The organism is Lapillicoccus jejuensis, from assembly GCF_006715055.1.
Lineage (GTDB): Bacteria > Actinomycetota > Actinomycetes > Actinomycetales > Dermatophilaceae > Lapillicoccus > Lapillicoccus jejuensis.
This window is the reverse complement of the sequence record NZ_VFMN01000001.1, coordinates 801,947-828,795: the sequence shown is the minus strand read 5'-3', so window position 1 is coordinate 828,795 and position 26,849 is coordinate 801,947. Positions and strand designations below refer to the sequence as shown.

The window sequence follows — 26,849 nt, the reverse complement described above, 5'->3', positions numbered from 1 at the left end:
ACCCGATCGACTCGGCCCTGGCCGTCCGTCTCCGGTCCTGCCTGGTCCGCGTCCCTCGATGCGCGACCGCCCGGAACGGTCCACCCCGGCGCCGGGACCGCCGGGGACGCACCTCGCCGCGGACGGCACCGCCGGCGGGAGCGGTCCGACCACGTCGGTCGGCCCACGGTCGTTCTCGCCGGGCCCCTCGGGGGTCCCGGCCCGCTCAGGAGGAACATGCCGACCATCGACCGCCAGCGAGCCTCCCAGGGCTCCGGGTACAAGGGCGCCGACCCCGCGCCGATCATCCCCGTCCTCGCCCGCCGCGTCCGTGAGGTCGAGGCCAAGGCGGGCGGCGGCAAGGTCGGCCCCACGAACCGCACGAAGTTCCAGGTCATCGCCCTGCTCGTGCGCGAGCAGCGCGCCTGGATCCGCGAGAGCACGCAGCTGCCCGGCGCGGTCCGCGCCGAGCTGCTCAAGCGCCTCGACGGCATCGCGACGATCCTCGCCCGCACGGCCGCCCGCGACACCAGCCTCATCGCCCTGCTCGACGAGAAGGCGACCCCCGGCCCGGCCGCGCAGCGGATGCGCCGCGACTGGCTGCTGGAGTCCGGCGCCCAGCTCGCGCCCGAGGACCTCGTCATCGAGACCCCGCAGCCGCGCAAGGCCCCGCCGGTCTCCGCCGAGCTGGCGGCCAAGCAGGTCGTGCCCCGCTCCGTGCCCGCCCGTGCCCTCGCCACCCCGTTCCTGGCGCCGGACCTCGAGCCGCGCCCGACCGAGGCCGACGCCGGCGGCGTGCTCACCGGCTGGAACCTCATGGACCCGCTGTACCGGGCCTTCGAGGAGGGCGCCGGCGGCACGGCCGCGACGATGGCGCTCCCGCCCGTCCCCGAGTTCGACCACTTCTCCCCGCCCGGCCAGCACCTGATGAAGCACCAGGCGCAGCTGGTGGAGAAGGTCCGGCAGGGCCACCGCACCTTCCTGCTCGCCGACGAGCCCGGCCTGGGCAAGACCGCCCAGTCCGTCATCGCCGCGTCCGTCGCCGGCGCCTACCCGCTGCTGTGCGTCGTGCCCAACGTCGTCAAGATCAACTGGACCCGCGAGGTCAAGCGCTGGACCCCGCAGCGCAAGGTCACCCTCATCAGCGGCGACGGGGCCGACGTCGACGCGTTCGCCGACGTCTTCATCGTCAACTACGCCGTCCTCGACCGGCACCTCTCCTGGCTGTCCAGCCTCGGCTTCCGCGGCATGGTCGTCGACGAGGCGCACTTCATCAAGAACCTCAGCTCGCAGCGCTCGCAGCACGTGCTGACCCTCGCCGACCGCATCCGCGAGGGCACGCCCGGCGGCAACCCGCTCCTCATGGCCCTCACCGGCACCCCGCTCATCAACGACGTCGAGGACTTCCACGCCATCTGGCGCTTCCTCGGCTGGGTCGGCGACAAGAAGCCGACGGCCGAGCTCGTCCACAAGCTCGAGGCCATCGGCCGCACCCCCGCCGAGCGCGGCTTCTACCCCGAGGCCCGCCAGGCCGTCGTCTCCATGGGCATCGTGCGGCGCCGCAAGGTCGACGTCGCCAAGGACCTGCCGGACAAGCGAGTCGTCGACCTGCCCGTCGAGCTCGACGAGGAGGTCGGCCGCAGCATCCGCGCCGCCGAGCGCGAGCTCACCCGCCGCCTCGTGGCGACGTACAAGCGCCTGCTCGAGGCCGGTCACGGCGAGGAGTACGGCGTCGCCCCCGACGAGGCGCTCATGCGCCGCGTCGCCGCTGGCGAGCTGGAGAACGGCACCCCCGGCGAGAAGGGCGAGAACGTCTTCTCGATGGTCCGCCGCATCGGCCAGGGCAAGGCGACGCTCGCCGCCGACTACGCCGCGCAGCTGGCGCGCTCGGTCGGCAAGGTCGTCTTCTTCGCCAAGCACATCGACGTCATGGACCGGGCCGAGGAGATGCTGCGCGACAGCGGCGTCAAGTCGGTCTCCCTGCGCGGTGACCACTCGACCAACCAGCGCCAGGTCGCCATCGACGCGTTCCAGAAGGACCCCGAGGTCGGCGTCATCGTCTGCTCGCTCACCGCGGCCGGCGTCGGGGTCAACCTGCACGCCGCCTCCAACGTCGTCCTCGCCGAGCTGTCCTGGACCGCCGCGGAGCAGCAGCAGGCCATCGACCGCGTGCACCGCATCGGCCAGGACGAGCCGGTGACCGCCTGGCGGATCCTCGCCGCCGGCACCATCGACAGCCGGATCGCCGAGCTCATCGACGCCAAGCAGGGCCTGGCCGCACGGGCCCTCGACGGCCACGACGTCGAGGTCGGCACCGGCGACTCGGTCCAGCTCGACGCCCTCGTCCACCTGCTGCGCACCGCCCTCGAGGCGGAGCGGGCCTGATGCCCGAGCCGTCGTACGGCGCCTTCTGCTTCGGCGACAGCGCCGTCACCGCCGGCGACCTGCTCGACGGCGGCCTGGACTGGGTCTGCCTCGACGCGCAGCACGGGCGGTGGGACGACGCGCGCGTCCTCGGCGCGCTCGACCTCCTCCAGGACCGCGCGGCGCAGGTCCTCGTCCGGGTCCGCGCCCTCGACCTCGGGCTCGTCGGCCGGGCGCTCGACGCCGGTGCCGGTGGCGTCGTCGTCCCGCTCGTCGAGGACGCCGCCGACGCCGAGCGCGCCGTGCAGGCGGTGCGCTACCCGCCCCGCGGCCGGCGCAGCATGGGCCCCATCCGGGCGGCGTACGGCGTCCTCGGCGACCTCGCCGCCGCCGACGCCGGCACCCTGCTCGCCGTCATGGTCGAGACCCGCGGTGCGCTCGACGACGTCGAGGCGATCGCCGCCACCGACGGCGTCGACGTCGTCTTCGTCGGCCCGTTCGACCTGTCGCTCGCCCTCGGCACGGACGTCGCGTCGCTGCTCGCCGACGACGGTCCCGACGGCCCGCTGCCCCGGGTCGTCGCCGCGTGCCGCGCCGCCGGTGTCCGCGCCGGGGCCTACGCCGGCGAGCCGGCCCGCGCCGCCCGGCTGCGCGAGCTCGGCTTCGACTGGGTCGCCGTGACGACCGACCGCGCCGCCACCGCCGCGGGTGCCGCCGCCGCGCTCGACGCGCTGCGCTGACCGACCCGAATCGGATTCGGCCCACCCGGCTCGGGTCGTGACCCGAGCCGAGCGGGCCGAACCCGATTCGCGGGGCTCGACCGACCCGACCGGGGCGCCTTCCGGGGTGCCGCGCCGGCTCTGGGATGCTGGGCCACCGTGAGCCCCGCCGCCCCCGACTCCCTGGTCGTCCGCCGCGCCCGCACCCCCGACGTGCGCACGATCCGCGGGATCGTCGCGCCCGAGGCGCAGACCCGGCGGATCGTCGCCAAGGACGCGGTCGCCTACTACGAGGCCGTCCACGAGTTCCGGGTCGCCGAGCTCGACGGCGAGGTCGTCGGCTGCGGCGCGCTGCACGTCATGTGGGAGGACCTCGCCGAGGTCCGCACCCTCGCCGTCACGCCCGAGGTCCACGGCCGCGGCGTCGGCTCCGCCGTCCTCACCGCGCTGCTCGACGACGCCCGCGCCATCGGCGTCGAGCGGGTCTTCTGCCTCACCTTCGAGACCGCCTTCTTCGCCCGCCACGGCTTCGTCGTCATCGAGGGGCAGGCTGTCGAACCGGCCGTCTACGCCGAGCTGCTGCGCTCGTACGACGAGGGCGTCGCCGAGTTCCTCGACCTCGAGCGCGTCAAGCCGAACACGCTCGGCAACACCCGGATGCTGCTGTCGCTGTGAGCGATCCGGTGCGGGTGCTCGTCGAGGTGTGCGTCGACGACGTCGCCGGCGCGCTCGCCGCCGAGGTCGGTGGCGCCGACCGCGTCGAGCTGTGCGCCGACCTCGGCCGGGGCGGCACGACCCCGAGCGCCGGGATGGTCCGCGCCGTCCTCGCCGCCGTCACCCGCGTCGGCGTCCAGGTCATGGTCCGCCCCCGCGGTGGCGACTTCGCCTACTCGCGGGCCGAGCTCGACGTCATGCTCGCCGACGTCGCCCACCTGCGGGCGGCGGCGGCGGGGGCGCGGGTCCCCGTCGGCGTCGTCACCGGCGTCCTCACCACCGACGGCTCGCTCGACGTCGCCGCGATGCGGCGGCTCGTCGAGGCCGCCGCGCCGCTCCCCGTCACCGCGCACAAGGCGGTCGACGAGACCCCCGACCTCGAGCGCACGTACGACGCCCTGCGCGACCTCGGCGTCGTCCGCGTCCTCACCTCCGGCGGCGCCGCCACCGCGGCCGAGGGGGCCACGACCCTCGCCCGGCTCGTCGAGCGCTCGCGCGCGGGTGGGCCGGCCGTCCTCGCCGGCGGCGCGGTGCGACCCGGCACCGTCGCCGCGCTCGTCGCCGGCACCGGCGTCGGCGAGGTCCACCTGCGCGCGCAGGCCCCGTCGGACCGCGGCGACGGCACCCTCGACACCGACGTCGACGTCGTCCGCGCCCTCGTCGCCGCCGTCGGTCGGCCCGCCCCCACCCCGCGCGCCGCCCCCGCACCCGACGCGTGGGCCGTCCTCGCCGTCGACGCCGGCGGCACCGCGTTCAAGGCCTCGCTCGTCGACGACCGCGGGCGCGTCGTCGTCCGACGCGACGCCCGCTCGGGGGACAGCGGCGAGGCGTCGTACCGGCACCTGGCCGACCTGCTCCTCGCCCTGCGCCGCGAGGCGACCGACCGCGGTCTGGTCGTCCTCGGCGCTGGGGTCGCCACGCCGGGCATGGTCGACGAACCGGCCGGGGTGGTCCGCTACGCCTCGACGCTGCGCTGGAGCGACCTGCCGCTCGGGCCGCGGCTCGCGGACGAGCTCGGGCTGCCGGTCGCCGTCGGCCACGACGTCCGCTCGGCCGGCCTGGCCGAGAGCCTGTTCGGCGCCGCGGCGGGGGAGGGCGACGCCGTGCTCGTCTCCATCGGCACCGGCGTCGCCGCGAGCATCCTCACCGGCGGCCACGCCGTGACCGGCGCGCAGACCACCGCCGGCGAGCTCGGCCACATCCCCGTCGTCGAGGACGGCGAGCCGTGCACCTGCGGGCAGCGCGGCTGCCTCGAGGTCTACTGCTCCGGGGCCGGCCTCGCCCGCCGGTACGCCGCCGCCGGTGGGCTCCCCGGCCTCGACGCCGCCGCCGTCGTCGCGCGGCTGGACGAGGACCCGGTCGCGGCGGGCGTCTGGGACGACGCGGTCCGCGCGCTCGCGCAGGGCCTGGCGACGGTGACCCTGCTGCTCGACCCGCGGGTCGTCGTCCTCACCGGCGGGTTCTCGCGTGCGGGGGACCGGCTGCTCGAGCCGCTGCGGACCCGGCTCGCCGGGCTGCTCGCGTGGCGCGACGCGCCGCCGGTGCGGCTCTCGCCGCTCGGGACCGAGGCGGGTCGGATCGGCGCGGCCGTCCTCGGCCTGAGGGCCGCCGGCCGCGACGACGTCGTCGAGCGGTGGCGCGTGGCCGACCTCCTCGGCTGAGCCGTCCCGTCAGCGGGGCAGGCTGGTGTGCGGCTCCTGCGCGTCGCCGACGTGCTCGGCGACCCACTCGACGACCGGGCGCACGAGCCGCCACTGGGCGCGCACCGTCGTCACCACCTGTGGCGTCGACATCCACGCGGGCGTGCCGTGGTCGACCCACACGATGAGGCTCTTGTGGGCGAGCAGGTCGACGCGTGGGTGGTCGGCCGGCACGCCGCGCGGGCGGCTCCTGAGCACCTCCCCGCCGATCCCGAAGCCCTGGCGGCGCAACGACTCCACGATGCCGGCGAGCTGCTCGCCGCTGTCGACGGCGTCGACCGCGGCGCGGAACCGCCGCAGCTGGTCGGGGGACAGGTGCATCATCCCGCCGCCGGTGGTCAGGCCGTCCGGCCCGACCGACACGTAGTAGCCGAGCCCCTCGACCACCTGGAGGATCGCGCCCTGGCTGTCCTTGTACGGCGTCCTGTCCGCCGAGAACCGCAGGTTGCGCTGCGGCCGGAAGACCTTCGGCTCGCCGAACTCGTCGGCGAGCGCGTCGGTGAGCGCGACGAGCGGCTCGCGCACCGAGGCGGCGTACCGCGCCTTGTTGGCCTGGAACCACGCGCGCTCGTTGTGCTGGACCAGCTCGGCGTAGAAGGCGACGGCGTCGGCGGGGATCCCGCCCGCCCGGGGCGTGCTCACGCCCCGATCGTACGGCGCCCCGGTGCCCTCACCGGGTGGCCGAGTAGATCCGCCGGACGACGTCCTCGATGTCGGGCTCCTCGACCGACAGGTCGCGCACCTCGGCGCGGGCGCCGACGGCGGCGAGCAGCTGCGCGGCGGTGACCCGTTCGGCGTCGAAGGCGATGCGGTGGCGCAGACCGCCGCCCTCGTCGCCGAGGTGCTCGACCGGTGACCCGGGCAGCAGCGGGCCCAGGTCCGGCACCGGCTCGGCGAGGTCGACGACGAGCACCCGCCGGGCGCCGACGGTGCGGGCGAGACCGGGCAGCGAGCCGTCGTACGCGAGCCGGCCGTGGTCGACGACGAGCACCCGCTCGCAGAGCCGCTCGACGTCGCCCATGTCGTGCGTGGTCAGCAGCAGCGTCGTGCCGTGCTCGGCGCGCTCGGCGACGAGGAACTCGCGCAGCCGCTGCTTGGACAGGACGTCGAGGCCGATCGTCGGCTCGTCGAGGACGAGCAGCCGCGGCCGGTGCAGCAGCGCGGCGGCGATCTCGGCGCGCATCCGCTGCCCGAGCGAGAGCTGGCGCACGGGGGTGTCGAGGGTGTCGCCCATCTCCAGCTGCTCGACGAGCTGGGCGGTCCGGGCGCGGGCCTCGCCGGACGGGAGCCGGTGGATCGAGGCGAGCACGGCGAACGACTCGTGCAGCGGCAGGTCCCACCACAGCTGGGAGCGCTGCCCGAACACGACGCCGATGTGCCGGGCCAGCTCGCGCCGCTGCCGCAGCGGGTCCAGACCGCAGGTGCGCACCGTCCCCGAGGTCGGCACGAGGATGCCGCTGAGCATCTTGATCGTCGTCGACTTGCCGGCGCCGTTGGCGCCGATGTAGCCGACCGACTCGCCGGCGCGGACGGTGAAGGTCATGTCGGCGACCGCGGTGACGTCGGTGCGGCGCCGACGCAGCAGCGGTCCGCTGCGGCGCACGAACGTCCGGGTCAGCCCGTCGAGCTCGATGACGAGATCGTGAGAAGCGGGTTCCTGGGACATCTCAGCCTCCTCCTGACTGGTAGTGCCGGGTGCCGTCGCGCCAGAGCAGCAGGGCCGTGCCCCACACCCACAGCGCGGCCACGGGCGTGCACCACCCCAGCCAGGCCGGCAGCAGCGACGGACCGGGCTGCCCGAGCAGGAGCAGCGCCGGAAGATAGGCGACGAAGACGACGGGGACGAGGTAGCCGAAGGTCACCTTGAGCGCGGTGGGGTAGATGGCCGCCGGCTGGGCGGAGGCGTACGAGCCGCCGTACGTGAAGCTGTTGGTCACCTCGGCGCCGTTGACGAGCCGGAACTGCAGCGCGCCCGCGGAGACGAAGAGGCCGCCGAAGATCGCCGTCCCGCTGAGCACGCTGAGCACGAGCAGCAGCGCGGTGAGCGGCGACCACGCGATGTCGTTGAGGGTCAGGCCGGCGACGAGCGCGGCGAGCGCGACCGCGGCGCGGGAGAGTCGGCGCAGCTGCAGGTCGCTGACCATCAGCTGCGCGAGGACCGGCTGCGGGCGCAGGTAGAACGCCTCGAGGGTGCCGGTGCGCACGTAGGTCGGCACCCGGTCGAGGTGGCCGAAGAGCATGTCGGCCAGCGAGAACGCGAGGTTCGAGAGGCCGAAGACGAGCAGGATCCCGTGGAAGTCGAGGCCGCCGAGGACGGGCACGTTGTGGAAGACGACCCACACCTCGCCGAGCTCGGTCAGCCCGACGAGCAGCGAGCCGAGCAGGTCGAAGGCGAAGGACGTGCGGTAGCTGCGCTGCGCGCGGACGCGCGATCGCAGGACGTCGACGTACGGCGCGAGGCGGCCGGGCCGCGGGTCCGCCGTGACCGCGTGGGGCTCAGCCACCCTGCACCTCCAGCTTGCGTCGACCGGCGCGCAGCAGCACCTGGCCGAGCAGGGCCGCCGCGGCGACCCAGCCGACCTGGACGAGCAGGACCCGGACGGCGTCGCCGTCGAGGACCCGGCCGGAGAGCACGTCGATGGGTGACTGGAGGATCGACGGGAACGGGGTGGCCGTCGCGACGACGCCGAGCCATCCGGGGAAGAGGTGGACCGGGACGTAGAGCCCGGAGAGGAACCCGTACGCGACGGTGAACAGCGTGGTGATGCCACGGGTCTCGACGACCCAGAACCCGACGAGGTTCACGGCGAACCGGACGAGGAAGCTCAAGGTGACGGCGAGGACGACGCTGAGCGCGCCGAGGACGTAGGGCAGCACCTGGGCCGGCATGACCAGACCGACGGTGAGCGCGCCGACGGCCACGCTGGGCAGACCGCGCGGGATGGTCGTGTAGGCGGCCCGGCCGAGGTCGGTGGCCAGGTGCGCCAGCTGGACGTCGACCGGCCGGACGAAGTCGACCGCGACGTCGCCGGTCCGCACCCGCTCGGCGATCTCCGCCGTCCCGGTCAGCGTGACGGCGCCGATGAGCCCCTGCGAGAGCCACACGTAGGCGCCGACCGAGCCGGCGTCGTACCCGGCGAGGGTGCCGCCCGCCGCGGCCACGGCGGCGAGCAGGATGGCCGAGCGGATGAAGCCGAAGACGACGTTGGTGAACAGGCCGGCGAACATCGCCGCCGTGTACGTCGTCTCCCGGCGGAAGCCGGCCCGCACGAGCAGGCCGAGGGTGCGCAGCTCACCGACCGGTCCCCCGGCCACTCCCCCCGTGAGTGCGCGCACAAGAGCGAGAACCTAGCCCGGATCCCGTTGCTGCGCAACGCGTTCCGCCACGCCCGAGCGCGGGGGTCGGTGAGGGTGGGCGGGGGGTGTGCTTGACGCAGCGTCATGCCACTCGACGCAGGGTGCACCCCGCGTCGAGTGGCTCGACGCTGCGTCAAGTCAGGGCGCAGGGGTGGGACGCCCATCTGGACGGCCGCGCCGCCGTACGGCGTCCCGCTCTAGGCTGATCGCGTGGACACGGTCGTCGTCATGGGAGTCTCCGGCTCGGGCAAGACCACGGTCGCCCGTGGGCTGGCCGAGCGGATGGGCTGGCAGTTCGCCGAGGGCGACGACTTCCACCCGGAGGCCAACGTGGCGAAGATGCGCGCCGGCACCCCGCTCACCGACGAGGACCGCTGGCCCTGGCTGCGCACCGTCGCCGACTGGATCGGCGAGCAGGAGGCCGCCGACCGTCCGGCCGCCGTCACCTGCTCGGCGCTCAAGCGCGAGTACCGCGACCTGCTGCGCGAGGGCCATCCGAGCGTGCGGTTCTGCCACGTCACGGCACCGGCCGCGAAGATCCACGACCGGATGGAGCACCGCCCCGACCACTACATGCCGGCGTCGCTGCTGACCAGCCAGCTCGACACCCTCGAGCCGCTGCAGCCCGACGAGCCCGGCGTCACCGTCCCCGGCGACGGCTCGCCCGAGGCGGTCCTCGACGCCGTGGTCCTCGCCCTCGGCCTCGCCGCACCGGTGGAGCACCCGACCCCCTGACCGGCCGTCCGTCCCCGGGTGTCGCGCTCCGGACTCACGTTGTACCGCATCCGAACCGGTTCAGCCGTGCCCTGTCGCGGCACAACGTGAGTCCGGAACGCAGCAGGGGTGGAGCGGTCAGGCGGGGAGGCGGTAGCGGTCCCCGTCGAGCGGCTCGACGAGCCCGTCGACGACGAGGCTGTGCAGGCAGCGGTCGCGCTGCGCCTCCTGCGGCCAGGCGAGGGCGAGCCGCTCGGCCGGCACCGGCCCGGGGGCCTCGCGCAGGACCGCCATCAGCGCGCCGCGGGCCTGCCGGTCGGTCCCCTCCCAGCGCTGGGTGCGCTTGACCGGCCCGGCGTACGGCGGGCTGCCCGCCGCCCGCCACGCGCACAGGTCCTCGACCGGGCACTCCTCGCACCGGGGTGTGCGCGCCGTGCAGACCAGGGCCCCCAGCTCCATCGCCGCGACGCCCCAGGTCACCGCGTCGGCGTCGGCGACGGGCAGTGCGGCCAGGGCGAGGTCGCGCTCGTGGCGGGTGAGCGCCGGGGCGGCCTGCGCCTCGCCGTCGAGCAGGCGCACGAGCACCCGGCGGACGTTGGTGTCGACGACCGGCACGGGGGCGTCGTACGCGAAGCAGGCGACGGCGGAGGCGGTGTAGTCGCCGACCCCGGGCAGGGCCCGCAGCTCCTCGGGCGTCGACGGCACCTCGCCGCCGTGCCGCTGCACCATCGCGATCGCGGCCTCGTGCAGCCGCAGTGCGCGGCGCGGGTAGCCGAGCCGGCCCCAGGCGCGGACGACGTCGCCGGGGGAGGCCGCCGCCAGCGCGGCCGGCGTCGGCCAGCGCTCCAGCCACTCGCGCCAGATCGGCGCGACCCGCGCGACCGGGGTCTGCTGGCTCATCACCTCGGACAGCAGGACGCCGTACGGCGTCGTCCCCGGCTCGCGCCAGGGGAGGGGACGCGAGGCGCCGGCGTACCAGTCGAGCACCCGGCGGTGCAGCGCGCCGAGGTCGGGGGCCAGCGCGTGCACGTCAGACGTAGCGCTCGAGGATGCTCGACTCGGCCAGGCGCGACAGACCCTCGCGGACGGCGCGGGCACGGTTCTCCCCGACGCCCTCGACGGCCATGAGGTCCTCGAGGTTGGCCGCGAGCAGCCGCTGGAGCGACTCGAAGTGGTCGACGAGCCGGTCGACGATGGCGCCCGGCAGCCGCGGCACCTTGGTCAGCAGCCGGAACCCGCGGGGGCTCACCGCGCTGTCGAGGGAGTCGCCGACGACGGAGAAGCCGACAGCGCGGGCGGGGGCGGCGAGGTCGAGCAGCTCGGTGCTGCCGAGGGCCATCAGCTCGAGCAGCACCTCGTCGAGGGAGCGCTCGGACTTGGTCGCCCACAGGTAGTCGCGGATGACGAGCTCGCGGTCGTTGCCGAGACCGCCGGTCAGCTCCTCGAGCTGCATCCCGAGCAGGCGTCCGTCGGTGCCGAGCTCGACGACGTAGCCGGTGATCTCCTCGCTGATCCGGCGCACCATCTCCAGGCGCTGGACGACGCTCGCGACGTCGCGGACGGTGACGAGGTCCTCGATCTCGAGGGCCGACAGCGTGCCGGTGACCTCGTCGAGGCGGGCCTTGTAGCGCTCGAGGGTCTGCAGCGCCTGGTTGGCCTTGGACAGGATCGCCGCGCTGTCCTCGACGACGTGGCGGCGGTGGCCGACGTAGAGCTGGATGATCCGCATCGACTGGCTCACCGAGACGACCGGGTAGCCGGTCTGGATGGCGATGCGCTGCGCCGTGCGGTGCCGGGTGCCCGACTCGGAGGTCTCGATGCCCGGGTCGGGGACGAGCTGGGTGTTGGCGCGCACGATGCGCGAGCCGTCGCGGTCGAGCACGACGGCGCCGTCCATCTTGCTCAGCTCGCGCAGCCGCTGGGCGGAGAACTCGATGTCGAGCGGGAAGCCGCCGGAGCTGAGCGACTCGACGAGCCGGTCGTGGCCGAGCACGAGGAGGGCACCGGTGCGTCCGCGCAGGATCCGCTCGAGCCCGTCGCGCAGCTGCGTGCCGGGGGCGACGGCCGCGAGCGTGGCGCGGAGCAGGTCGTCGTCGCTGCGTTCCATGGGGAGGGGTCGGTCGCTTTCGGTCGCGGACGGCGGGCGTGCGCGAGTCTAACCGGGGCTCCCGGGAGCCAGGGGCCGCCGCGCCCGCCGCTCCGGACACAGGGAACCCCACGTCCTGATGCGGGCGCCCGCCGCAGGACGTGGGGTTCCCTGTGCCCGGTCAGGCGTGGACGTTGCCGAAGCGCAGGGTGTTGCCGAACGGGTCGCGGGCCCCGAAGTCGCGCCCGTAGGGCATGTCCGTCGGCGGCTGGGTGATCTCCACCCCCGCGGCGACGAGCTCGGCGTGGACGGCGTCGACGTCCTCGACCTGGAAGGCCAGCCAGCCGCCGCCGGCGCCCTTGGCGACCAGCTCGCGCACGGTCTCGGCGGTCGCCGGGTCGTGGGCCGGCGCCCCGGGCTTCTCGAGCAGGATCTCGCGCTCGTCGCCGGGCACCTTGACGGTGAGCCAGCGCATGACGCCGAAGTCGACGTCGCTGGCCTTCTCGAGGCCGAGCACACCGACGTAGAAGTCGAGGGCGCGGTCCTGGTCGAGGACGTAGATCGAGCTGAGGCGGGTGAAGGAGAGGTTCATGGCCAGGACGCTACGAGTCACCGGTCGCCTCCCGCTTCTCCGAAACCGACGAGCCGCCGTGCGACGCCCCGGACGACGCGCCGTACGACGCCGGTCGCGTCCAGGCCATCGCGAAGCACCCGTGCGCGGGCGGCAGCGGACCGCGCGCCCGGTGCTGCGTCGGCGTCTCCCCGACGACCTGGGCGAAGGTGCGCCCGAAGGTGCCGAGGCTGCTGAACCCCACGGCGTGGCAGATCGCGAGGACGTCGTCATCGCTCGTGCGCAGCAGGAACATCGCCCGCTCGACGCGGCGGCGCTGGAGGTAGCGGTGCGGGGTCTCGCCGAAGACGCGCTTGAAGGTCCGCACGAGGTGGTCGGGAGAGACGTGCGCGACCCGGGCCAGCGCCGGCAGGTCGAGCTCGCTCGCATAGTCGCGGTCGATGGTGTCGCGGACCCGCAGCATCGTGCGGTTGGTCGCGACCTGCGCCTCGGACACGGCTGAGATCCTCGACCGTCAGCGCACGGCGGGCATCAGCGCGGTCGACACGGCACGGCCGAGGTCGGGCAGCTCGACGACGCGGATCCCCTCCGGCATCGGCCCGGACCCGATCACCCCGACGGGGACGTAGGCGGTGCGGAACCCGAGCCGGGCCGCCTCGGCCAGCCGGCGCGGGATACCGGTCACCGGCCGGATCTCCCCGGCCAGGCCGACCTCGCCGAACGCGACGGACAGCGGTGGCAGCGGCCGGTCGGCCGCCGACGACGCGACGGCCAGCGCGACGGCGAGGTCGGCGGCCGGCTCGGTGAGGCGCACCCCGCCGACCGTGGCGACGTAGGCGTCCATCGCGCCGACCTTGACCCCGACGCGCCGGTCGAGGACGGCCATCGTCATCGCCACCCGCCCCGAGTCGAGCCCGTTGGTCGTGCGCCGCGGCTGCGGCAGCTTGGTGTCGGCGACGAGGGCCTGGACCTCGGCGACGAGCGGGCGGCGCCCCTCGAGGGTGACCGTGATGCACGTGCCCGGGACGGCCTCCTCACGCCGGGTCATGAAGAGCCCGCTCGGGTCGGCGAGCCCGACGATGCCGACGTCGGACAGGTCGAAGCAGCCGACCTCGTCGGTCGGGCCGTAGCGGTTCTTCACCGCCCGCACGAGCCGCAGCCGCGAGTGCCGGTCGCCCTCGAAGCCGACGACGACGTCGACGAGGTGCTCGAGCAGCCGCGGCCCGGCGATCGAGCCGTCCTTGGTCACGTGCCCGACGAGCAGGACCGCGGTGCCGCGCGACTTCGCGGCGGCGATGAGGGTCGCGGCGACCTCGCGCACCTGCGAGACGTTGCCCGCGGCGCCCTCGACCTCGGCGCTGGCGATGGTCTGGACCGAGTCGACGACGAGCAGGTCGGGCTGGAGCTGCTCGACCTGCCCGAGCACGGTGGCCAGGTCGGTCTCGGAGGCGAGGAACAGGGTGTGCGCCATCGCCTCGATCCGCTCGGCGCGCATCCGCACCTGCGCGGCGGACTCCTCGCCGCTGACGTAGAGCACCGTCGCGCCGTCGCGGGCCGCCCGCGCCGACACGTCGAGCAGCAGCGTCGACTTCCCGATCCCCGGCTCGCCGGCCACGAGGACGACGGCGCCGGGCACCAGCCCGCCGCCGAGCACCCGGTCGAACTCGCCCACCCCGGTCGGCCGCGCCGCGGCCCGGGCCGCGTCGACCTGCCCGATCCGCACGGCGGGCCGGGTCGGGGCCGCGGCCGCGGTGGTGCGCGTCGCCGCGGCCCCGATCTCGCTGACCGTCCCCCAGGCCTGGCACTCGCCGCACCGCCCGACCCACTTGACGGTCGCCCAGCCGCACTCCGAGCAGCGGTACCCGCTCGTCCGCTTCCCCGTCGCCGCTCTCGTCGCCATGCGCGGAAGGCTAGGCGACGGCGCCGACAGACCCCCCGCGGTGACCCCCGACGACGCCGTACGGCGTCCTGCCGGCGGCACGGTGGCGACCCGCCCGCCGGTCCCCGCACAGTGGAGGCGTGAGCGGCGGCTGGGTGACCTTCGACGCGCCCCTCGAGGTCCTCGCGTGGGGTCGCAGCGCGTACCCGGTCGTCCGGGTGCCCGCCGACCTCGACGCCGCCTGCCGCGCCGAGCGGACCCGCCGGGTCGAGGGCCGCATCGAGGACGTCGAGGTCAACCTCGGGCTCAACCGCGCCGACGTCGTCGACGACGCCTTCCTCTACGCCGGGCCGTGGTTGCAGCGCCGACTGGGGGAGGAGCCGGGCGCGGTCGTCCGCTGCCGGCTGCGGCCGGTCGACCCCGACGTCGTGCCCGTGCCGGAGGACGTCCGCGAGGCGCTGGAGGACGCCGGCCGGCGCGCGGCCTTCGAGGCGCGTCGCCCCGCCGAGCGGCGTCGGCTGCGCACGCCGTCGAGACGGCCGTCCAGGACGCCACCCGCGCGCGCCGCATCGCCAAGCTCGTCGACGACCTCGCCTAGGTGTGCTGACCTGGGACGGGTCAGTACCGCCGCCACCGCAGCACGACGCCGTAGTCGCACCCCGTCCGCTCCGGGTCCTCGGCGAGCACCCGGTCGGCCGCCTCCGGCGACAGCTCGATGCGCAGCACCGCCTCGAACTGCTCCCGCGTCGGCCACGACCAGTCGACGCTCAGCCGGTCGGTCGTCCACCCCTGCCGCCGCCAGAACCGGTCGACGGCGTCGGGGTCGTAGTCCGGCCAGGTCCGCCGGAACGACCCACCGAAGGTCGACCGGGTCGCGTCGACGTCGACGACGCACGCCGTCCCGCCCGGGCGCACCACCCGCGCCAGCTCGGCGAGCCCCGGCTCGCAGCCCGGCCCGAAGAAGTACGCCCACCGCGCCTGCACGACGTCGACCGACGTGTCCGGCAGCCCGGTCGCCGCCGCGCCGGCGGCCACGACGCGGACCGGCCCACCGGTCGCCGTACGGAGTCCCGCGACGCGCGCCCGGGCGCGCTCCACCAGCGGCGGGTGCGGCTCGACCCCGACCACCGACCGGGCGGTCGCGGCCAGGCGAGGCAGGTGGAACCCGGCGCCGCAGCCGACGTCGAGCACGTCGCGCCCCGTCCAGTCGGCGACCTCGCGCAGCGCGGCGTCGAGGACGCCCGACCGGTCGACGCCGGTGTTCTCCAGCTCGTAGACGTCGGGTGAGGACCAGATGTTCGGGCTGGGGATGACGCCCTCCACCGGTGCGCTCACCGGCGCTTGGACGCCTTGCCGGCCTTGCCGGGCTTGCCCTTGGCCGCCTTCTCGGCGGCCGCCCGGATCGCCGCCTTGCGGGCCGGACCGCCCGCGGCGGCCTCGTCCTGCGCGGCCAGCGTCGCCGGGTGGACGAGCAGCGGCAGGAGCTTGCGGTTGCCGGTCCGCCACGCGGCCTGCACGGAGCGCAGGTGCGCCTCGCAGCGCACGACGAGCTGCTCGTACGCGCCCTCGCCCATCAGCTCGACGAGCTCGGCCTTGCTGCTGCGGTAGACCGGCTCGCGGCCCACGTGCGCCTCGGGGTTGCCCGAGCAGTACCAGTCCAGGTCGTGCCCGCCGGGGCCCCAGCCGCGCCGGTCGTACTCGGTGATCGTCACCTCGAGGTAGCTGCTGTCGTCGGGCTGCTCGACGGTGCGGTAGGCGCGGCGGATCGGCAGCTGCCAGCACACCTCCGGCTTGAGCATCGTCGCCGGCTTGCCCTGCAGCACCGCGTGCTGGTGCAGCGAGCAGCCCTGTCCCGCGGGGAAACCGGGCCGGTTGAGGAAGATGCACGCGCCGTCGACGACCCGGGTCTTGCGCACCCCGTCCTCGAGCTCGGTCCAGCCGTCGAGCGGCAGCCCGCCACCGGCGTCGACGGCCTCGTCGCGCAGCTGCCACTCGTCGGGGCCGAGCTCGCCGGCGACCGCGCGGACCCGCTCGAGGTCGGCGTCCTCGGTGAAGTGCGCGCCGAGGGTGCAGCAGCCGTCGTCGGGCCGGTCGGCGTAGATCCCCTGGCAGCCGTTGCCGTAGATGCACGTCCAGCTCGACGTCAGCCAGGTCAGGTCGCAGCGGAACCGCTGCCCGTCGTCCTCGGGGTCGGTGAACTCGACCCACAGGCGGGGCATGTCGAGGGCGACTTCGGGCACGCGCACACCCTAGGTGGAGTCCGGTGGGCCGCGCGCGAGAGGCGCACCGGCGACGCCGTACGGCGACCGATACCCTCACCGCATGCGCCTCGGGGTCGTCGACATCGGCTCCAACACCGTGCACCTGCTCGTCGTCGACGCCCACCGGGGGGCCCAGCCGCTGCCCGCGAGCTCGCACAAGGTCGAGCTGCGCCTCTCCGAGGGGATGCTCGCCGACGGCTCCATCGGGGAGGACGCCGTACGGCGCCTCGTGGCCTTCGTCCGCGAGTGCCTCACCCTCGCCGAGGACCAGGGCGTCGAGGACCTCGTCGCGTTCGCGACGTCGGCGATCCGCGAGGCGCCGAACGGCGAGGCCGTCCTCGACCGGGTGCGCGCCGAGACCGGGGTGGCGCTCGACGTGCTGTCCGGGCGCGACGAGGCCCGGCTGACCTTCCTCGCCGTGCGGCGCTGGTACGGCTGGTCGTCGGGGCGGCTGCTCGTCGTCGACATCGGCGGCGGGTCGCTCGAGCTGGCGACCGGCATCGACGAGGAGCCCGACGCGGCGGTCAGCGTGCCGCTCGGGGCCGGCCGGGTCACCCGCGACCACCTGCCCGGCGACCCCCCGTCGCCCGAGGCCGTCGCCGCCGCACGCCGGCACGTGCGCACGGTGCTCGCCCGCGAGCTGCGTCCGCTGCTCGTCGGCGGCGGGCCCGACCGGGTCGTCGGGACGAGCAAGACCCTGCGCTCGCTGGCCCGGATCGCCGGCGCGGCGCCGCGCGACGACGGCCCGTACGTGCCCCGGCACCTCACCGCCGCCGACGTCGCCGCGATGGTGCCCCGGCTCGCGTCGGCGACCGCCGCCGAGCGCGCGCTGCTGCCCGGGGTCTCGCCGAGCCGGGCCCACCAGCTGCTCGGCGGGGCGCTCGTCGCCGACGCCGCCCTCGACCTGCTGCGCGTCGAGGCGCTCGAGGTCTGCCCGTGGGCGCTGCGCGAGGGAATCATCCTGCGGCGGCTCGACCACCTCGAGGTCTGAGGCCGTGCCCGCCCCGGCCGATCCGGCGTCACCGCACGAGCCGCGGGTCGGGCTGTCGAGCTCGTCGGTCTACCCGGACGGGTGCGCGACGGCCTTCGCGACGGCGCAGCGGCTGGGGTACGACGGCGTCGAGGTCATGGTCTGGACCGACCCGGTCTCCCAGGACGCCGCGGCGATCCGGGCCCTGTCCGAGCGGCACGGGCTGCCCGTCCTCGCCGTCCACGCCCCGACCCTGCTCGTCACCCAGCGGGTGTTCGGGCCCGACCCGTGGCCGAAGGTCGACCGGTCGGTCGAGCTGGCGCTCGCGGTGGGCGCGCCGACCGTCGTCGTGCACCCGCCGTTCCGCTGGCAGAAGGACTACGCCGAGGAGTTCACCGACGGGGTGGCGCTGCGCGAGCACGACTCCGGGGTGCGGATCGCCGTCGAGAACATGTACCCGTGGCGCGCCGGCCGGCGCGAGCTGATGGCCTACCTGCCCGGCTGGGACCCGGTCGACCAGCCCTACGACCACGTGACGCTCGACCTGTCGCACACGGCGACGGCGCAGTCGGACGCGCTCGCCCAGGCCGCCGCGCTCGGCCCGCGGCTCGCCCACGTGCACCTCGCCGACGGGTCCGGCTCGACCCGCGACGAGCACCTGGTGCCCGGTCGCGGGGGTCAGCCCTGCGCCGAGCTGCTCGAGCGGATCGCGGCTCCGGACAGCGGTTTCCGCGGTGACGTCGTCGTCGAGGTGTCGACCCGCAAGGCCGGGCCGGCGCAGCGAGAGGTCGACCTCGCCGAGTCCCTCGCCTTCGCCCGCCTGCACCTCTTCGCGCCGCCCACCACGTGACCCGGTGACGCGGGGCCGGTGTTCCGCCCGGGTCTCCTCAGGAGGTGGGGTCGCGGCGGGCGGTGACCGCGACGGCGACGACGAGCGCGACGACGAGGACGAGCCCCACCGGGCCGGACCCGAGCCCGACGCCGTGCTCGCGCACCGGCTTCCCGAGCCAGTCGGCGACGGACGCACCGACCGGGCGGGTGAGGACGTAGGCCGTCCAGAACGACGGCACCGCGCCCCAGCCGAACCGGCGGTAGCCGACCACGGGCACGAGGATCGCCACCGCGAAGAGGACGATCGAGGCGACGTACCCCAGGTGGAGCGTCGTCGCGGTGAGGTCGCCGAGCGCGGTGCCCATGGCGAAGGTCAGCACGACCGCGGCCCAGTAGAGCAGCTCGCGCCGCGTCGTCGTCACGTCGTGGACGTCGAGCGTGCCCTCGGTCCGCTTCCACAGCGCGAAGAGCCCGCCGAGCAGCACCGCGCAGAGCACGAACGAGACGGCGTACGGCAGCCCGAGGGCCACGTGCGCGACGTCCGCCGCCATCGTGCCGAAGATGCCCACCATGGCGACGGCGGTCCAGTACGCCCACGGCCGGTAGGCCCGCCGGGTCAGCTGCCAGGCCAGCGCAACGACGAAGAGGGCGAAGCCGGCCAGCACCGCGAGCACCGGGTCGACCGCCTTCGTCGACCAGTCCGAGACCGACTCGCCCATCGCGGTCGACAGCGCCTTGGCGACCCAGAAGCCGACGGTCGGCAGCGCGACGCGGCTGACGCCCGAGGCGATCGGGGTGGCGGGCACGCGGGGGCGGCGGTCGGCGACGGGCTCGGTCACCCGACCATGGTCCCGGGCGCGGCTGAGACCGTGCTGAGACGGGACGGCGCCGTACGCTCGCCTGCGTGACGGTCATCCGGTCGGCGGGCATCCGCGGGCTGCGCTCGGTCGTCGCCGAGCTCGGCGGGGACGCCGACGACCTGGCCCGGCGCAGCGGTCTGCCGCCGGAGGCCCTCGACTCCGACGACCTGCTCGTCTCCGACGTCGCCATGGCCGTCCTGCTGGAGACCGCCGCCGCGGAGCTGGCCTGCCCCGACCTCGCGCTGCGCGTCGCCCGCCGCCAGGAGATCGCCATGCTCGGCCCGCTGGCGCTCGCCATCCGCTCCAGCCCGACGCTGGGGGAGGCGCTGGAGTGCACCTCGCGCTACCTCTTCGTCCACAGCGACGTCATGCGGCTGACCGTCGAGCCCGACCCCCGCGGCGCCCGCGGCGTCGTCGCGCTGCGCCTCGACATGACCGCCGAGGGCTCCTACCCCGTCCAGGGCACCGACCTGACGATGGCCTTCGTCCACCGCGCCGCGCTCGACCTCGTCGGCGGTCCCTACGGCCTGCGCTCGGTCGAGCTGCCCTACGACCCGCCCGCCGGGCTCGCGCCGTACGAGGAGCTGTACGGCGCCCCGGTGCACCCCGGGCAGCCGGTCGCGCGGCTGCGCGTGGTCGCGGGCTTCGCCGCGACGCCGACGGTGAGCGGCGACGAGGACACCCGCCGGATCGCGCTCGCCCTGCTGCAACGGCGGGGCGCCGCCGCACTGACGTCCACCACCGCGCTGGTGCACGCGACCCTCGCCCAGTCGATCGGCACGACCCGGCTCGAGATCGGCGCCGTCGCGCGGCTGCTCGCCCTGCACCCGCGCACCCTGCAGCGCCGCCTCGCTGCCGAGGGGACGACGTTCGCGACCGTCCTCGACGACGTGCGCCGCGAGACCGCGCGCCGGCTGCTGACGACGACCGACCTGCCGATGGCGCGGGTCGCCTCGGCGCTCGGGCTGGCCGAGCAGGCGGCGCTCACCCGCGCCGCGCGGCGGTGGTGGGGGAGCACGCCGACCCAGGTCCGCCGCGCCGGCTGACCCCGCCCACCTGTCGCGCAGGGACAAAAGGCTGTCGCCCCCGGCCAAGTACCCGCGGCCCGGTCCGGGCATCCTGGGGGTATGAGCACCACGCAGCCCGAGCGCCCCGAGCACCTCGACGTCGTCATCGTCGGCGCCGGCATCTCCGGCGTCGACGCGGCGTACCGGGTCCAGCAGCAGCACCCCGGCCGCACCTACGCCGTCCTCGAGGGCCGCGCCGCGCTCGGCGGCACCTGGGACCTGTTCCGCTACCCCGGCATCCGCAGCGACTCGGACATCTTCTCCTTCGGCTTCCCCTTCAAGCCGTGGAAGGGTGACGCGCTGCTCGCCGGCGGCACGCAGATCCGCGAGTACATCGAGGAGGCGGTGCGCGAGACCGGCATCGACCGGCACATCCGCTACGCGCACCGGGTCGCCCGCGCGTCGTGGGACAGCGACGCCGCGCGGTGGGAGCTCGACCTCGAGGTCACCCAGGACGGCCGGACGGAGCGCCGCACCCTCACCTGCTCCTTCCTGCTGCTCTGCACCGGCTACTACCGCTACGACGAGGGCTTCACGCCGCAGTTCGCCGGTCGCGACGAGTTCGCCGGGCAGGTCGTCCACCCCCAGCACTGGCCGCAGGACCTCGACGTCGCCGGCCGCCGCGTCGTCGTCATCGGCTCCGGCGCGACCGCCATCACCCTCGTGCCGGCGCTGGCCGACCTCGGCGCCGACGTGACGATGCTCCAGCGCACCCCCACGTGGATCGCCGCCGTGCCGTCGCGCGAGGCCTGGGTGGAGAAGCTGCGCGGCCGCGTCCCCGAGCAGGTCGCCCACAGGATCCTGCGGGCCAAGCACATCGGCGAGCGGATCGTCACCTACGCGCTGGCCCGCCGCTTCCCGGCCCTCACCCGCCGGGCGCTGCTGGCCGGCGCCAGCCGCACCGTCGGGGCCGACGTCGTGCGGGAGCACTTCACGCCGCCGTACAACCCCTGGGACCAGCGCATCTGCGCGGCCCCCGGCGGGGACTTCTTCCGGGCGCTGGCCGACGGGCGCACCCACGTCGTCACCGACCACGTCGACCGCTTCGTGCCCGAGGGCGTGCGGCTGCGCAGCGGCCGCACCCTGCCGGCCGACGTCGTCGTCACCGCGACCGGGCTGCAGCTGCTCATGGCCGGCGGCATCGAGGTCGTCGTCGACGGCGAGCCGGTCGACCTCAGCAGCCGGGCGGTCTGGCGCGGAGCGATGATCGAGGGCATCCCGAACCTCGCCTTCGTCGTCGGCTACGTCAACTCGTCGTGGACGCTGCGCGCCGACCTCACCGCGCAGCTCGTCACCAAGGTCCTCACCCACCTCGACGAGCAGGGCCTGCGGGCCGTCGCCCCGGTCGCTCCGGCGGGTCTGGGCAAGCGCCCGGTCATCGACCTCACGTCGGGCTACGTCAGGCGCGCGATCTCCGCGTTCCCGCACCAGGGTGACCGCGCCCCGTGGACCATCCCGCAGAACTACGTGGTCGACCGGGTCGTCAACCTGCGCGGCCGCTTCACCCAGGACCTGCGGCCGTGGACCGGCCGGGGCGCCCCGACCCGACGCGAGGACAGCACGACGGCCGCCGCCTGAGAGCCGGCTGGCAAGGTCTCCGGCGGCCGTTTGCCGCGGGGCCGATCGGGCACTCGTCGTCGCATGAGCCGAACCCGTGCCGCCCTCTCCGCGGGGGCCGGCGCCCTCGGCGCCCTCGGCCTGTACGACGTCCTCCAGCGTCGCCACAGCGTCCTGCGCAACTACCCCGTCGTCGGGCACCTGCGCTTCCTGCTCGAGGACCTGCGTCCCGAGCTGCAGCAGTACTTCATCGAGCGCAACTGGGACGGGCGGCCGTTCGACCGCGACACCCGGTCGCTCGTCTACGAGCGGGCGAAGGGCACGATGACCGAGCAGCCGTTCGGCACCGAGCGCGACGTCAACGAGGTCGGCTACGAGTTCCTCGTCCACTCGACCGTCCCGGTCGCCGAGCCGAAGGAGCCGCACCGGGTCCTGATCGGCGGGCCGGACTGCAGCAAGCCCTACTCGATGAGCCTGCTCAACGTGTCGGCGATGAGCTTCGGGGCGTTGTCCGCCAACGCGATCCGCGCGCTCAACAAGGGCGCGAAGATGGGCGGGTTCGCCCACGACACCGGCGAGGGCGGGCTGTCGCCGTACCACCTCGAGCACGGCGGCGACCTCGTCTGGGAGGTCGGCAGCGGGTACTTCTCGACCCGCACGAAGGACGGCGACTTCGACGAACGGCAGTTCGCCGACAAGTCCGCCGACGACCGGGTGAAGTGCGTGTCGCTCAAGCTGAGCCAGGGCGCCAAGCCCGGCATCGGCGGCGTCCTGCCCGCGGCCAAGGTCAGCGAGGAGATCGCCCGGATCCGCGAGGTCCCGCAGGGCCAGAAGTGCGTGAGCCCTGCGCAGCACAAGGTCTTCTCCACCCCGGTCGAGCTCATCGAGTTCATCGCGCGGATGCGCGACCTCGCCGGCGGCAAGCCCGCCGGGTTCAAGCTGTGCGTCGGCTCGCGCACCGACGTCCTCGCCATGGTCAAGGCGATGCTCGAGGTCGGCACGGCACCGGACTTCATCGTCGTCGACGGCTCCGAGGGCGGCACCGGCGCGGCGCCGCTCGAGTTCGAGGACCACGTCGGCATGCCGCTCACCGACGGCCTGATGACGGTGCACAACGCGCTCGTCGGCGCCGGCCTGCGGGACACGGTCAGGCTCGGGGCCAGCGGCAAGGTCGTCGGCGCCAGCGACATCGTCAAGCGGCTCGTCCAGGGCGCCGACTACACCAACTCGGCGCGGGCCATGATGATGGCCGTCGGCTGCATCCAGGCCCAGAAGTGCCACACCGACAAGTGCCCGGTGGGCGTCGCCACCCAGAGCCACGCCCGGGCGCTGGCGCTCGACGTCGGCGACAAGGCGCAGCGGGTCCAGCGCTACCAGCAGGCCACCGTCGCCGAGGCCGTCACCCTCATGGCGGCGATGGGCGTGCACAGCCCGGCCGAGCTGACGCCGCACCAGCTGCGGGTCAACGTCGACGTGCGCCACCAGGCGTCGTACGCGCAGCTTCACGACTGGCTCGAGCCCGGCGAGCTGCTCGAGGGCCCCCGACCGTCGTGGGCGGCCGACTGGGCCGCCGCCCGCCCCGACACCTTCCGCGCCGCCCACCCGACCAGCAGGAGGACCGCATGACCACCGTCGCCGAGAGCATCGTCGACGCGCTCGCCGACCACGGCGTGCGCCAGGTGTGGGGCGTCGTCGGCGACGCCCTCAACCCCGTCACCGACGCCATCCGCCGCCGGGGGAAGGACCGCGAGGACATCGAGTGGGTGGGGGTGCGCCACGAGGAGGCGGCCGCCTTCGCGGTGAGCGCGCAGGCCCAGCTGACGGGGAGGATCGCCGTCTGCATGGGCACGGTGGGCCCCGGCTCGGTGCACCTGCTCAACGGCCTGTACGACGCCGCCAAGTCGCACGCCCCCGTCCTCGCCATCTGCGGGCAGGTGCCGAGCGAGGAGATGGGGTCGGACTTCTTCCAGGAGGTCGACAACGACCGGCTCTTCGCCGACGTCGCCGTCTTCAACCGCACCGTCACCTCAGCGTCGCAGATGCCCCAGCTGCTCGAGCAGGCGGTCAACGCCGCCTACGCCGCGCAGGGGGTCGCCGTCCTCACCCTGCCCGGCGACCTCGGCGGGCTCGAGCTGGCCAAGGACACCCCGGCGCCGCGGTTCGCCCCGCCGCCGGCGTTCGCCGGCGCTCCCGAGGACCAGGTGCACGCGGCCGTCGAGGTGCTGTCGGGCGCGAAGGTCACCCTCCTGGTCGGCTGCGGCGCCAAGCACGCGCGCGACGAGGTGCTCGAGCTGGCCGAGCGGCTCGGCGCCCCGATGGTCCTCTCGCTCAAGGCCAAGGAGGGCCTCGAGCGCGACAACCCGTACGAGGTCGGCCAGTCCGGGCTCATCGGCAACCCCGCCGCGGCGGAGGCGCTCGACGGCTGCGACGTGCTGCTCATGGTGGGCACCGACTTCCCCTACCGGGACTGGTATCCCCAGGGGAAGACGGTCGTCCAGCTCGACGTGCGCCAGGCCCACATCGGCCGCCGGATCTCGGTCGACCACGCCCTCGTCGGCGACAGCCGGGCCACGCTGTGCGACCTGCTCGCGCGGCTGCCGCGGCAGGAGGAGCGGGGGCACCTCGAGGACGCCGTGTCGTCGTACGCCGACTGGCGCGAGGGGCAGGAACGGCTCACGAGACCAGACCACGACCACTCGCTCGTCGGCAAGGTCCGCTCCGTTTTCGACAACCCCGACGACCTCATCCGGCCCGAGGCCGTCGCGGCGGTGCTCGACCGGCTCGCGCCCGACGACACCGTCTTCACCTCTGACACGGGGATGTCGACGGTGTGGCTCTCGCGGTTCGTCATGATGCGCGGGACCCGGCGGCTGGTCGGCTCCTACAACCTGGGCTCGATGGCCAACGCGATGCCGCAGGCGCTCGGTGCCCAGGCCCTCGACCGGTCCCGTCCGGTGGTCGCGTTCGCCGGCGACGGCGGCCTGATGATGCTCCTCGGCGACCTGCGCACCGCCGTCACCTACCGGCTCCCGGTGACCGTCGTCGTCTTCGACAACTCCCGTCTGGGGATGGTCAAGCTCGAGCAGGAGCAGGGCGGGCTGCCCGAGTTCGGCACCCAGCTCGACAACCCCGACATCGCCGCGGTGGCGACGGCCATGGGGCTGCAGGCGCGCCGGGTCACCGACCCGCAGGACGTCGAGGGGGCGGTGGCCTGGGCGCTGGCCCACGACGGCCCGACCCTGCTCGACGTCGTCACCAACCCCGACGAGATCTCGGTCCCGCCCAAGCCGAAGGTCGGTCAGGCCTGGGGTTTCGCCATCGCCAAGAGCAAGGAGATCCTCACCTCGTCCCGCTGACTCTTGTGTCGCCCGGACACCTGATCGTCATACGTCAGGACGTGCCACGACGGGGCGGGGTGAGGAAAGTGGTGCTCGACGACGAAGCGCGCTCGGGTGGCTTCGACGTCGTGCTCCCCAGCCCAGCGCGAGGCGTACCGGTCAGGCCTCGTCGCCCCGGGCGACCACCCGACTCGCGCCAGGTGCCCGTGGGGGGCAGCTCGAGCGAGCTGGTGGTGGACATCCCGACGGCTCGCGGCCTCCCCTCAACGGCGAAGGGAGGCCGCAGCTGGTGAGCCGGCGCGGTCGGACAGGGCCCCTCGCCGCGATCCGCCGCCACCCCTCGGCGCGTTCCGGACTCACGTTCTGCCGCCTCCGCCGGCGATGACAGCGTTGTCAGCCGGCAGAACGTGAGTCCGGAACGCGGGCGGGGGGCGGGTAGCGTCGGGGCCGTGACGCACGACCACCCCACCCAGGTCCCGCCGTCCCAGCGCCCGCACCGCGCCCGCCGCGCCATGCGCGTCCTCGTCGTCGACGACGTCGGCCGGGTCCTGCTCTTCCGCGACAGCGACCTCGGCCTCGACCCGGTGCCGCACTGGTGGATCACCCCCGGCGGCGGCGTCGACGCGGGGGAGCGCGACGAGCAGGCGGCCGTCCGCGAGGTCGCCGAGGAGACCGGGTTCGTCGTCACCGAGGACGAGCTCGTCGGCCCGCTCGCCTCGCGCACCGTCGTGCACGGGTTCAGCGACGTCGTCACCCACCAGGACGAGCTGTTCTGGGTCGTCCGCGTCCCGGCCGGCGAGATCGACACCGCCGGGCACACCGACGAGGAGCGGCTGACGATGACCTCGCACCGCTGGTGGACCCGGGCCGAGCTCGACGCCGTCGACCCCGACCCGCTCCCGACCGACGGCCGGGAACCGTTGTGGCCCAGCGAGATCCCTCGGCTGCTCGATCTCGCCGACGCGTGGCGCCCGGGCGCGCCGGCCGCCCGGCTCGACGACGTCGAGGAGTCGAGCGTTCCCGTCGACGCCGCCTGATCCGCCTCAGACGACCCGCAGCTGCTCGCGCCACCGCGCGAGGACGGCCGGGTCCGTGCAGTCGAGCACGGAGCCGTCCGGCTCGCGGTTCCACAGGTGCAGGTAGAGCGGCACCGCGTCGGCGGTGAACCGCTCGTCGTGGTCCGGCCGCGACTCGCCCGGTGCGAGGGGCGTCGTGACCACCGGCTCCTGCGCCACCTCGAGCAGCCAGCCGTCACCGGTGTCGGCCGCCTCGACGAGCAGCCGGTACGGCGTCGCCGAGCGCAGCCGGGCGCTCGGGCGCGGCACGAACCCGGTGAGCAGCTCGTCGACCCCGTCGACCGCGAGCGCGGAGCGGAACCACAGCTCGCGGACCGCCGGCGCCCGCCCGAGCCGGGAGGCCATCGCGTCGACGGCGTGGACGGTGACCTCGTGCGCCTGCCGGCGGGTCCACCCCAGCCGCGGCGGCGGTGCGTCGCGCAGGAAGAACCAGACGTCGGCGTCCGGGTCGGTGTCGACGACCGCCTGGAGCAGGTCGGCGCACTGCGCGTCGTACCACTCGTAGGGGTCGCCGGTGAGGCCGGCGTCGCGGGCCAGGGCGGCCGCGCCGGCGCCGTCGGCCGGCACGTCGATCGGCCCGGCGTCCCGGGGTGAGGCCCCGCGCAGGATCGCCGCCGCCCACCGGTGGACGAGACCGGTGTGCAGGACGAGGTCGCCGACGGTCCACCCCGGACAGGTCGGGACCGGTGCCCCGGCCCCCGCGAGGCGGGCGTTCTCGCGCAGCACGGTGGCGGCGTCGCCGAGGGCGTCGCCGTACGCGTCGAGGTCGAGACGGGCGGGCACGCCCGCAGCCTAGGAGGAGGGGC

25 protein-coding genes are annotated in these 26,849 nt (G+C 75.0%); 12 read left to right on the top strand and 13 right to left on the bottom strand.

What is annotated here, in order from left to right; genetic code table 11:
* Nucleotides 1-216: 216 nt before the first annotated feature.
* The 4 genes from FB458_RS04020 to FB458_RS21765 all read left to right on the top strand — a co-directional run bounded on the left by FB458_RS04020 (nucleotide 217) and on the right by FB458_RS21765 (nucleotide 5,437).
* A complete protein-coding gene (locus FB458_RS04020; RefSeq protein WP_141846975.1) occupies nucleotides 217-2,364 on the top strand; it encodes a DEAD/DEAH box helicase in 2,148 nt (715 codons plus the stop codon).
* The gene (locus tag FB458_RS04015) at nucleotides 2,364-3,083 is read left to right on the top strand and encodes an HpcH/HpaI aldolase family protein (protein ID WP_141846973.1); all 720 of its coding nucleotides are present in this window, start codon (nucleotides 2,364-2,366) and stop codon (nucleotides 3,081-3,083) included. Before FB458_RS04020 ends, FB458_RS04015 begins: the two co-directional genes overlap by 1 nt.
* A gap of 138 nt (nucleotides 3,084-3,221) precedes the next feature.
* Nucleotides 3,222-3,737 (top strand): amino-acid N-acetyltransferase, encoded by a 516-nt coding sequence (locus FB458_RS04010; RefSeq protein ID WP_141846971.1) that lies wholly within the window; start codon nucleotides 3,222-3,224, stop codon nucleotides 3,735-3,737.
* Entirely contained in the window at nucleotides 3,734-5,437 is a 1,704-nt protein-coding gene (locus FB458_RS21765; RefSeq protein ID WP_246061057.1) for a copper homeostasis protein CutC, read from the top strand. The genes FB458_RS04010 and FB458_RS21765 overlap by 4 nt, the downstream gene beginning before the upstream one ends.
* 9 nt (nucleotides 5,438-5,446) lie before the next feature.
* Here FB458_RS21765 and FB458_RS04000 read toward each other — a convergent pair whose 3' ends face one another.
* The 4 genes from FB458_RS04000 to FB458_RS03985 are packed head-to-tail and all read right to left on the bottom strand — an operon-like array spanning nucleotide 5,447 to nucleotide 8,812.
* Nucleotides 5,447-6,118: a DUF2461 domain-containing protein gene (locus FB458_RS04000; RefSeq protein ID WP_141846970.1), complete on the bottom strand. Its 672-nt coding sequence runs from the start codon at nucleotides 6,116-6,118 to the stop codon at nucleotides 5,447-5,449.
* A gap of 28 nt (nucleotides 6,119-6,146) precedes the next feature.
* Nucleotides 6,147-7,142 (bottom strand): ABC transporter ATP-binding protein, encoded by a 996-nt coding sequence (locus tag FB458_RS03995; RefSeq protein WP_141846968.1) that lies wholly within the window; start codon nucleotides 7,140-7,142, stop codon nucleotides 6,147-6,149.
* A gap of 1 nt (nucleotide 7,143) precedes the next feature.
* Nucleotides 7,144-7,980 carry an ABC transporter permease gene (locus tag FB458_RS03990; RefSeq protein ID WP_141846966.1) on the bottom strand — a complete coding sequence of 279 codons (837 nt, stop codon included), beginning with the start codon at nucleotides 7,978-7,980 and terminating at the stop codon, nucleotides 7,144-7,146.
* Nucleotides 7,973-8,812, bottom strand: coding sequence for an ABC transporter permease (locus tag FB458_RS03985; protein ID WP_246061056.1), 840 nt, complete (start codon nucleotides 8,810-8,812; stop codon nucleotides 7,973-7,975). Before FB458_RS03985 ends, FB458_RS03990 begins: the two co-directional genes overlap by 8 nt.
* A 231-nt stretch (nucleotides 8,813-9,043) precedes the next feature.
* On the opposite strand from FB458_RS03985, the gene FB458_RS03980 reads away from it, so the two are divergent.
* Nucleotides 9,044-9,568 (top strand): gluconokinase, encoded by a 525-nt coding sequence (locus tag FB458_RS03980; RefSeq protein ID WP_425460835.1) that lies wholly within the window; start codon nucleotides 9,044-9,046, stop codon nucleotides 9,566-9,568.
* Between the two features lie 117 nt (nucleotides 9,569-9,685).
* Here FB458_RS03980 and FB458_RS03975 read toward each other — a convergent pair whose 3' ends face one another.
* From FB458_RS03975 to FB458_RS03945, 7 genes are all read right to left on the bottom strand, one after another.
* Nucleotides 9,686-10,576 carry an HhH-GPD family protein gene (locus FB458_RS03975; protein ID WP_425460834.1) on the bottom strand — a complete coding sequence of 297 codons (891 nt, stop codon included), beginning with the start codon at nucleotides 10,574-10,576 and terminating at the stop codon, nucleotides 9,686-9,688.
* A 1-nt stretch (nucleotide 10,577) separates the two neighbouring features.
* A complete protein-coding gene (disA, locus tag FB458_RS03970; protein ID WP_141846963.1) occupies nucleotides 10,578-11,654 on the bottom strand; it encodes a DNA integrity scanning diadenylate cyclase DisA in 1,077 nt (358 codons plus the stop codon).
* A 160-nt stretch (nucleotides 11,655-11,814) separates the two neighbouring features.
* Nucleotides 11,815-12,225, bottom strand: coding sequence for a VOC family protein (locus FB458_RS03965; RefSeq protein WP_141846962.1), 411 nt, complete (start codon nucleotides 12,223-12,225; stop codon nucleotides 11,815-11,817).
* Between the two features lie 10 nt (nucleotides 12,226-12,235).
* Entirely contained in the window at nucleotides 12,236-12,700 is a 465-nt protein-coding gene (locus FB458_RS03960; RefSeq protein ID WP_246061055.1) for a helix-turn-helix transcriptional regulator, read from the bottom strand.
* Between the two features lie 18 nt (nucleotides 12,701-12,718).
* Nucleotides 12,719-14,104: a DNA repair protein RadA gene (gene radA / locus FB458_RS03955; protein ID WP_141846958.1), complete on the bottom strand. Its 1,386-nt coding sequence runs from the start codon at nucleotides 14,102-14,104 to the stop codon at nucleotides 12,719-12,721.
* Nucleotides 14,105-14,701: 597 nt separating this feature from the next.
* Nucleotides 14,702-15,418, bottom strand: coding sequence for a class I SAM-dependent methyltransferase (locus tag FB458_RS03950; RefSeq protein ID WP_246061054.1), 717 nt, complete (start codon nucleotides 15,416-15,418; stop codon nucleotides 14,702-14,704).
* Entirely contained in the window at nucleotides 15,415-16,323 is a 909-nt protein-coding gene (locus tag FB458_RS03945; RefSeq protein ID WP_246061053.1) for a DUF3109 family protein, read from the bottom strand. Before FB458_RS03945 ends, FB458_RS03950 begins: the two co-directional genes overlap by 4 nt.
* An 82-nt stretch (nucleotides 16,324-16,405) precedes the next feature.
* Between FB458_RS03945 and FB458_RS03940 the strand changes: the two genes are divergently transcribed.
* Nucleotides 16,406-17,335 carry a Ppx/GppA phosphatase family protein gene (locus FB458_RS03940; protein WP_141846956.1) on the top strand — a complete coding sequence of 310 codons (930 nt, stop codon included), beginning with the start codon at nucleotides 16,406-16,408 and terminating at the stop codon, nucleotides 17,333-17,335.
* A gap of 4 nt (nucleotides 17,336-17,339) precedes the next feature.
* Nucleotides 17,340-18,164: a sugar phosphate isomerase/epimerase family protein gene (locus tag FB458_RS03935; protein ID WP_141846954.1), complete on the top strand. Its 825-nt coding sequence runs from the start codon at nucleotides 17,340-17,342 to the stop codon at nucleotides 18,162-18,164.
* Nucleotides 18,165-18,201: 37 nt separating this feature from the next.
* Here FB458_RS03935 and FB458_RS03930 read toward each other — a convergent pair whose 3' ends face one another.
* Complete coding sequence (locus FB458_RS03930) at nucleotides 18,202-18,984, bottom strand: COG4705 family protein (protein ID WP_246061052.1); 783 nt, start codon at nucleotides 18,982-18,984, stop codon at nucleotides 18,202-18,204.
* A 65-nt stretch (nucleotides 18,985-19,049) separates the two neighbouring features.
* Here FB458_RS03930 and FB458_RS03925 point away from each other — a divergent pair, with 65 nt between their 5' ends.
* The 5 genes from FB458_RS03925 (at nucleotide 19,050) to FB458_RS03905 (ending at nucleotide 26,004) form a co-directional block, all read left to right on the top strand.
* Nucleotides 19,050-20,051, top strand: coding sequence for an AraC family transcriptional regulator (locus FB458_RS03925; protein WP_141846952.1), 1,002 nt, complete (start codon nucleotides 19,050-19,052; stop codon nucleotides 20,049-20,051).
* An 81-nt stretch (nucleotides 20,052-20,132) separates the two neighbouring features.
* Nucleotides 20,133-21,650 (top strand): flavin-containing monooxygenase, encoded by a 1,518-nt coding sequence (locus tag FB458_RS03920; protein WP_141846950.1) that lies wholly within the window; start codon nucleotides 20,133-20,135, stop codon nucleotides 21,648-21,650.
* A 63-nt stretch (nucleotides 21,651-21,713) separates the two neighbouring features.
* Nucleotides 21,714-23,255: an FMN-binding glutamate synthase family protein gene (locus FB458_RS03915; RefSeq protein ID WP_141846948.1), complete on the top strand. Its 1,542-nt coding sequence runs from the start codon at nucleotides 21,714-21,716 to the stop codon at nucleotides 23,253-23,255.
* The gene (locus FB458_RS03910; protein WP_141846946.1) at nucleotides 23,252-24,985 is read left to right on the top strand and encodes a thiamine pyrophosphate-dependent enzyme; all 1,734 of its coding nucleotides are present in this window, start codon (nucleotides 23,252-23,254) and stop codon (nucleotides 24,983-24,985) included. The genes FB458_RS03915 and FB458_RS03910 overlap by 4 nt, the downstream gene beginning before the upstream one ends.
* Before the next feature lie 431 nt (nucleotides 24,986-25,416).
* A complete protein-coding gene (locus tag FB458_RS03905; protein WP_246061051.1) occupies nucleotides 25,417-26,004 on the top strand; it encodes an NUDIX hydrolase in 588 nt (195 codons plus the stop codon).
* A 6-nt stretch (nucleotides 26,005-26,010) separates the two neighbouring features.
* On the opposite strand, the gene FB458_RS03900 is transcribed toward FB458_RS03905, so the two are convergent.
* On the bottom strand, nucleotides 26,011-26,826 hold the full coding sequence (locus FB458_RS03900) for a maleylpyruvate isomerase N-terminal domain-containing protein (protein ID WP_141846944.1): 816 nt from the start codon (nucleotides 26,824-26,826) through the stop codon (nucleotides 26,011-26,013).
* Nucleotides 26,827-26,849: the final 23 nt, after the last annotated feature.

Bases quoted from the DNA above. Each gene is read 5' to 3' on its own strand.
- FB458_RS04020 (WP_141846975.1), top strand. From the start codon at position 217: ATGCCGACCATCGACCGCCAGCGAGCCTCCCAGGGCTCCGGGTACAAG.
- FB458_RS04015 (WP_141846973.1), top strand. From the start codon at position 2,364: ATGCCCGAGCCGTCGTACGGCGCCTTCTGCTTCGGCGACAGCGCCGTC.
- FB458_RS03995 (WP_141846968.1), bottom strand. From the start codon at position 7,142: ATGTCCCAGGAACCCGCTTCTCACGATCTCGTCATCGAGCTCGACGGG.
- disA (WP_141846963.1), bottom strand. From the start codon at position 11,654: ATGGAACGCAGCGACGACGACCTGCTCCGCGCCACGCTCGCGGCCGTC.
- FB458_RS03965 (WP_141846962.1), bottom strand. From the start codon at position 12,225: ATGAACCTCTCCTTCACCCGCCTCAGCTCGATCTACGTCCTCGACCAG.
- radA (WP_141846958.1), bottom strand. From the start codon at position 14,104: ATGGCGACGAGAGCGGCGACGGGGAAGCGGACGAGCGGGTACCGCTGC.
- FB458_RS03940 (WP_141846956.1), top strand. From the start codon at position 16,406: ATGCGCCTCGGGGTCGTCGACATCGGCTCCAACACCGTGCACCTGCTC.
- FB458_RS03920 (WP_141846950.1), top strand. From the start codon at position 20,133: ATGAGCACCACGCAGCCCGAGCGCCCCGAGCACCTCGACGTCGTCATC.
- FB458_RS03915 (WP_141846948.1), top strand. From the start codon at position 21,714: ATGAGCCGAACCCGTGCCGCCCTCTCCGCGGGGGCCGGCGCCCTCGGC.
- FB458_RS03910 (WP_141846946.1), top strand. From the start codon at position 23,252: ATGACCACCGTCGCCGAGAGCATCGTCGACGCGCTCGCCGACCACGGC.